Genomic DNA, 6,642 nt, shown 5'->3' on the forward strand with positions numbered 1-6,642 from the left:
GCCGCCCTCGGCGCGGACTATCGCACCACCCTCGCGCTCCGCCGCCAGGGAATCGTGGAGCTGACCAAAATCCTCAACGGCGACTAGTCGTCGGCGGCCTCGGCCTCGAGCTGCTCGGCGCAGGCGTCGAGCTGGTTCGCCGTGCGCGTCCAGCCACACGCGCGGAGTTCTGCAGCCACTCGGCGAGCAGCGGCCGCTACGGCGCGGTACCGGTCGTCGTAGGAGAGTCCCGCGGCGCCCGCCTCGGCGTCGACGGCGAGAACGCTCAGCAGCGCGCGCACCGCCCGGTCGTCGTGCCGCAACCAGGCCCGCGCGAGGTCCGCGTGGCAAATGCGAAAAACGGGGGTCAATGGCTCGCGGAGCAACCGTTCGATCTCATCGGCTGCCCGCCGACGCTGCTGGGGCGTCAGGGCCTGCCAGAGTTCTCCGATGGGGTCCATGCCGCACCTCCCGCTCGCCCGGTGTACCCCGGAACCGGTCTCGATAGTATCATTCCATGAGGAGAGGAGTAAGGGGGGCGCAATGGGGTTCGACCAGAGGTCGTTCGGTCAACGGTTGCGCCTCGCCCGGCGGCGAGCCGGGCTCACGCAGGAAGAACTCGCCCGCCGAGCGGGGCTCACGGTCGGCGCCTACCGGCGCGTCGAGCGGGGTCGCGTGCACCCGTACGCGGGTACGGTCGTGGCGCTCGCTCGGGCGCTCGAAGTGAGCACCGACTGGTTGCTCGGCCGAGAGAGCGAGGAGCAGTGCGAGACGTGAGAAACCCCGCGCCGGGAGAGGGGCGGCGCGGGGACCGCAGAAAGGAGAACGTCCATGAACCGTTCCGAGCAGATTGTACCACGCCGGCCGACGGCCGTGGCGTACGCACGAGTCTCGACCGAGGAGCAAGCCAAGAACTACTCGATCCCTACGCAACTCGAGGCGATCCGGAAGTACTGCCAGAAAAATGGATACGACCTGATCGCGGAGTACACGGACGCGGCCTCGGGGACGACGATCGATCGGCCCGGCATCAACCGGCTGATCGCGGAGCTCGATCAGCTCAAACCGGACGTCATCGTCTGCCTCGATGTCGACCGGCTCGGGCGCGAGCTTTACGTCCAGGCCACCCTGGAGCATTTGCTCACGCGGCGCGGCGCGCGCATCGAGTTCGTCAACGGGGGCGACACCAACACGCTTTCGGGCGAAATCATCCGGATCACAAAGTCGGTAGTCGCGTTGATCGAAAACCGCTTGCGAGTCGAGCGGTCGGGTCGCGGCAAGAGAGCCCGTCTCTTGTCAGGCTCACTGATGCGCACCGGCGCCCGTCCGCCGTATGGCTACAAATATGTCGAAGTCGACAAGCGCCGCGGTGCCTACGAGGTCGAACCGACCGAGGCGGAAGTCGTCCGACAGATCTTCGACTGGGTCACGCGGGAACACGCGAGCGCGTACGAGATCGCTCGGCGCCTGACCGCCATGGGGGTGCCGACGGCGGGCTCGCCGATCCACGGCGGGGAGAGGACCTCGGCATGGAATCCCTCGACCGTCGCCCGCATGATCCGCAATCCCGCATACATCGGTAGGCTCACATGGTTCAAGCGCAAATTCACTCGCACCAACGGAACCCTGCGTGTCCAGTACAACCCCCAAGAGGAGCGCATCACCATTCAGATCCCCGCGATCGTCAGCAAAGAAGTTTGGGAAGCCGCACAACGCGTCCTGGACGAAAACCGGGCGCGCTCGAGACGAAACCAGAAGCGCCCGTACATCCTGAGCGGGTTGGCCTATTGTCCGGCGGGATACCGGCTCGTCGGGACGGGGTCGCACCAGCGGCAGGTGTTCTATTACCGCTGTCAGCCGTCGGTCATGTCGCCTTGGCTCGAGCGCTGCACCTGCCACACGAAGGTGAACGCCAGCGAGCTCGAAGACGTCGTCTGGAACGCGATCGTCGAGCGACTCGCCGACCCGGAGACCATCCGGCAGGCGCTCGAGAGCAAGCGCGTGGAGCAGGCGGCTGCGGCGGAGCAGGTGCGCATGCGGCTCGCGGCCATCGACGCCGAGCTCGCGAAGTGCGACCAGCGTCTGGCTGCGCTGCTTCGGAAGGAGCTGGAGACCGACGGATATCCGGCAGAGGTCATCGAGGCCGAGCGCGCCCGTCTGCTGCAGCTGCGCCGGCAACTCGCGCAGCAGCGTGACGCCCTCGAACGCGAGCTGGCCGCTGCCGCGCCGTCCTGGTCGATCGACGCCGAGCAGGTTGCCGCGATCGCTGCCATGGTCCGCGAGGCTGGACCAGCCGCCACGCCGGAGGAACGGCGCCGGATCCTCGAGCTCTTGTCGATCCGCGTCACGGTTTTCCCGGACAAGACGGTGCGCATCGAAGGGATCGTACCGACGACGGTTGTGACGCTTTTATGCAGGTGAACGCGGATACCACTGCTGGAATCGCCCAGGGTACGAACAGCAGCGTGCGCCAGAACCGTCGTGCTCGTATCTGAGAATGGAGGATGACGGCGCTGACCATGCCGATGAGGAACTTCCCAGCGAGTGCACCTGCGGTGTAGAGCGCGGTGACCTTCACACTGTTCCAGAACAGTCCGTAGATCCGGCTTTCGCTCTCCAAGAGCAAGCGCGCGTAGTTACCCAGGCCAATGAATTGGCCTTGCCCGCCTACTTTGATGTCCTGCAACGACAGCCAGAACGCGTAGCCAAGGGGATAGGCGACCAGGCCAACTACCACGACGAAGGCAGGAAGCGTCAAAGCATACCCGAGCCAGAAATCTCGTCCCAGCCGGGATGTGCGCGGTGGTGCCGAAACAGCTGTCCGTCCCGCTGTGCGCAGAAGTGCCATGGTGTTCGGCCTTTCGAACACTCCGCGTCGTGACGCGGATCTGTCGTCAGTAGGTACCCATAGAGTAGCAGACCCCCACTGAGCATGCAAGAGGGATGTGCTCTCGTGGCACTATCGACGCGTCGGCGTTTCGCGAGACAGGGAATGGGAAGGCGCCATGCCTTCTCTCTCCTTGTTTCGATTGTTTGCGCACAGAGTGCGCGGTCAGACAGAGGGGGTGACCTGGGCGGACGCCGTGACTGGGGTTCTGAAGGCCCTTTCGACTGCTCTACCCGGTGGTCAGGTCGTGGACGGGTCGACGAACAAATAAGTAGAAGAGGGCAGCAGGCGAGGTGATCTCAGCGCGCAGAATCTTCTCCTGACTCGCTTTCCATCTTTACGGTTTGCCGCGGGCACAGGAGACAGCAGGTGACTCCGCTGGGGTAAAGATCAGGACTCGAGGCGCACGTGGTGGTCAACCGATCACCGTCGAACGGACTCGAGGGTCGTTGCGGCGCGCGATGCTGAGCGTCTCGAGCACCGGTGACCGACGATCTGGTTGGCTCACTCGAGTGAGCGGTCGCTCCGATGCGCTGAGGAACCGCAGGGCGTGGTCGGGCGGGTACAGCGATGCAGGCGACTGCGCGTGCCGAGCGAGAGCGGGCGCGGCTGCCCGCGATAGACGGTCGTTCACGCGTTGGTCTGGCTGCGCAAGCGTGGATCGAAGTAGTCGGCCAGCATGTCGCCGAGGATATTGAAGCAAAGGATCAGAATGGTGACGATGAGACCGGGGAAGATGACCATCCAGGGAGCACGGGTGAAGTACAGCGAGGCAGCACCGGTCAGCATGTTACCGAGCGAGGGGTTGGGTGGTTGAACGCCGAGTCCGAGAAAGCTCAAGCCGGTCTCGACGAAGATCGCGGCTCCCAGGTTGAGGGAGGAGAGTACTGCGACTGGTCCGAGGCAGTTCGGGAGCACATGGCGGAGCATGATCCGCCAGTGGCTGGCTCCGAGCGCGCGGGCTGCTTCACAGAAGAGCGATTCGGAGACACGCAGCGCGGCAGCACGCATGACGCGAACTCCGACGGGAGTCAGGGATAACGCGACGGCACCGATCAGCTGGATGCGGCCAGGTCCGAGCACGGCCACGACCACGCTCGCAACAACGAGCGAAGGGATGGCCGTGATGATCTCCACCCCGCGTTGGAGGAGAAAGTCGGCGAGTCCGCGTCGGTACCCGCCGATCAGTCCGAGGAGCGTCCCGATGATCGTACCGACCAACCCGCCAGGAACGGCGATCAGGAGCGTCGTGCGGAGGCCGTACAGAGCACGTGTGAAGATGTCGCGACCAAGTTCGTCGGTTCCGAACGGGTGCTCGGCGGACGGTGGCTTGAGGCGGGCCGCCACATTCGTCGCGGTCGGTGAACGGGGATTGATGCTCGGTCCGATGATCCCTGTCAAGACGATGAGAGCGAGTGCGAGCGCGACGGTGAGCCCGATCCAGGGGAGACGGCGGTGGGTGACACGGGTGCGGGTCCGGGTGATCGGCGCGGCGACCGCTTCAGCCATCTCTCAGCCCCTCTCGCGCAACCGGGGATCCAGGAACGAGGTGACGAGGTCGGTGAGCAGGTTGATGATGACGAATGCGCTCCCCAAGATGAGGACCGCAATCTGGATGACGGGGAAGTCGCGCCGCGAGACCGCATCGACGAAGAAGAGTCCGAGACCGGGGAGATTGAACGTCGTCTCGACGATCACCACACCGCCGAGTAGGTACCCGACGCGCAGCCCCGAGAAGGCGATCGTCGGCGCGAAGGCATTGCGGAGAACGTGCCGGAGCACGACCGTCGATTCCGCGAGCCCCTTGGCTCGTGCGACCTGGACGAACGGCTCCTGGAGCACCTCGAGGACGGCGTTGCGGATGAAGCGAACCAGCCCCGCTGCCAACACGAAACCGAGGACGACGATCGGTAGGATGATCTGCTGGAGATGCGTCCAGAGATTCTGGGTGGGTGGGACGAGGCCGAGGGGTGGGCGCCACCCGAAGACGAGTAGGACAGCGATGAGCACGAGAAGTCCTAGCCAGTAGGCTGGGACGGCCGAGGCGATGAAGAAGAAGACGCGGGTGATCCCCTCGGTGAAGCGACCGCGTCGTAGTGCACTGAAGAGCCCGAGCGGAAGAGCAAAGATCCAGGCCATGAACTCGGACAGAAAAGCGATTTCGATGGTCACCGGCAAGCGCACGCGAAGTTCATCCGCGATCGGCCGTCCAGTGACGTAGGAATTGCCGAGACCACCGGTAATCAGCCCACCAAGAAAGTCGAAAAACTGGATGATCAGGGGTCGGTCCAGCCCCAGTTCGCGGCGCACTTGCTCGACACGCGCGGGATTGATGGTGATGTTCTCTCCGGTTCCACCGACGATCAGCGCGGCCGGGTCACCAGCGAGACGAATGAAGGCGAAGACGACGAACGTCGCGATGAGGACGACGAGAAATCCACCGATCGCTCGCCGTATCAGATACTGGACGAACATCGCCGTTCACCTTCCCGCTCGTTTCCCGGCCGCGCTCGCCGTCCCGGTCAGGAGCGGAGCCACGTCGTCGCATGCTTTTCGGTCAGGTTGTAGTTCGGCTGCGGAGTCCAATTGGCCAGGATCGCCGGCCGGAAGACGTGCCAGATGACGGGACGGTAGACATAGATCATGCCAAAGACCGGATCGTCGAGCGTACGAAAGTCCAGTTCGTGCGTCAACTGCTTGCGCTTGTCGATATCGAGTTCACGCTCGATTTGCTGATAGAGCTGGATGAGTTCGTCCGACCACAGGCCGGTCATGCTGACCTGGTCGTCATTGGTGATCCAAGCACCGAAGGTCGACTTGGGCTCGTCGACCCAGGGAGCATTGAAGCCGAGCACCATCTGGTACTCGCGGGCGACGACGCGTTGCACGTACTCGCCCAGTTGGAGAATCTGGGTATTCACCTTGATCCCGACCTGTCCGAGTTGGTCAGCGATCAGGCTGGGAGTGGTCACATCGAGGTTGAAAGCGAGGAGTTCGAACTCCAGTCCGTTGGGGAAGCCGGCTTCGGCGAGGAGTTGCTTGGCCTGCTGGCGATCGGCCTCCTTGTCCTTGCCGAAGCCCTGCGCCTGGCGCACACGGTCTTCGGGCAAGGCCCAGGCACCGTAGGGGTGCATCCAGCCGGAGAGGACACTGCGCCCCTCGGTCATGGCCGCGATCATCGCTTCGCGATCCAATGCCAGCGTGATGGCTCGTCGGACGCGCTCGTCCTTGAATGGCTCGAAGGTGCGAGCGTTGAGGATCAGGCGCCACACGAGTGTCGTCGGCACCCCCACGACCTGGATGTCCGACTTGCCCTGGAAGAGATCGAGCGGTGGCGTGGTGAGCGATCGATACAAGTGCAATTGTCCAGCCAGGAAAGCTTGGGCGACCGCATTCCAGTCGGTCATCGGGTGCCCGACGATCCCGTCGAGATAGGGAAGATCCTTGTCGAAGTAGTTCGGGTTTCTCTCCAGCTCGAAGGCGACGCCGGGGGTATAGCTTTTGAACTTGAAGGGGCCGGTGCCGATGAGGTTCTTGGGGTCGCGGAGGTCGGCGCCGGCTTCGATGAGGTGGGCGGGGTAGATGCCGGTCCAGGGGATGGCGACGTTGTAGAGGAGGGCGGGATCGGGTTGCTCGAGGACGAAGCGGACGGTGAAGTCGTCGGGGGTTTCGATGCGCTCGACGGTGTTGAAGAAGACGCTGCGGGGGCTGTTGACGCCCTCGGGCGGGGAGATGATGCGCTGGAAGGTGACGAGGACGTCCTTGCTGGTGAAGGG

At 64.1% G+C, this 6,642-nt stretch carries 7 protein-coding genes; 2 read left to right on the plus strand and 5 right to left on the minus strand.

The features are described from left to right. Positions 1 to 83 precede the first annotated feature (83 nt). Positions 84 to 440 (minus strand): hypothetical protein, encoded by a 357-nt coding sequence (locus tag ACWIVK_RS04415; protein ID WP_448575368.1) that lies wholly within the window; start codon positions 438 to 440, stop codon positions 84 to 86. 82 nt (positions 441 to 522) lie between these two features. On the opposite strand from ACWIVK_RS04415, the gene ACWIVK_RS04420 reads away from it, so the two are divergent. Both ACWIVK_RS04420 and ACWIVK_RS04425 read left to right on the plus strand, forming a co-directional pair. Next, the gene (locus tag ACWIVK_RS04420) at positions 523 to 756 is read left to right on the plus strand and encodes a helix-turn-helix domain-containing protein (protein ID WP_448575369.1); all 234 of its coding nucleotides are present in this window, start codon (positions 523 to 525) and stop codon (positions 754 to 756) included. A gap of 54 nt (positions 757 to 810) precedes the next feature. Continuing rightward, positions 811 to 2,400, plus strand: a complete 1,590-nt coding sequence (locus ACWIVK_RS04425) for a recombinase family protein (RefSeq protein WP_448575370.1) — start codon at positions 811 to 813, stop codon at positions 2,398 to 2,400. Here the strand turns inward: ACWIVK_RS04425 and ACWIVK_RS04430 are convergent. The 4 genes from ACWIVK_RS04430 to ACWIVK_RS04445 form a co-directional block, all read right to left on the minus strand. Further along, positions 2,324 to 2,827 carry a carbohydrate ABC transporter permease gene (locus ACWIVK_RS04430; protein WP_448575371.1) on the minus strand — a complete coding sequence of 168 codons (504 nt, stop codon included), beginning with the start codon at positions 2,825 to 2,827 and terminating at the stop codon, positions 2,324 to 2,326. The two genes, ACWIVK_RS04425 and ACWIVK_RS04430, sit on opposite strands and share 77 nt — an antisense overlap. 669 nt (positions 2,828 to 3,496) lie before the next feature. Further along, a complete protein-coding gene (locus ACWIVK_RS04435) occupies positions 3,497 to 4,375 on the minus strand; it encodes an ABC transporter permease (RefSeq protein ID WP_448575372.1) in 879 nt (292 codons plus the stop codon). Positions 4,376 to 4,378: 3 nt separating this feature from the next. Beyond that, positions 4,379 to 5,341, minus strand: a complete 963-nt coding sequence (locus ACWIVK_RS04440) for an ABC transporter permease (protein WP_448575373.1) — start codon at positions 5,339 to 5,341, stop codon at positions 4,379 to 4,381. 47 nt (positions 5,342 to 5,388) lie between these two features. Continuing rightward, positions 5,389 to 6,642: ABC transporter substrate-binding protein (locus ACWIVK_RS04445; RefSeq protein ID WP_448575374.1), on the minus strand; the 1,254-nt coding region annotated here is incomplete at its 5' end.

This window comes from Thermomicrobium sp. (genome assembly GCF_053493975.1).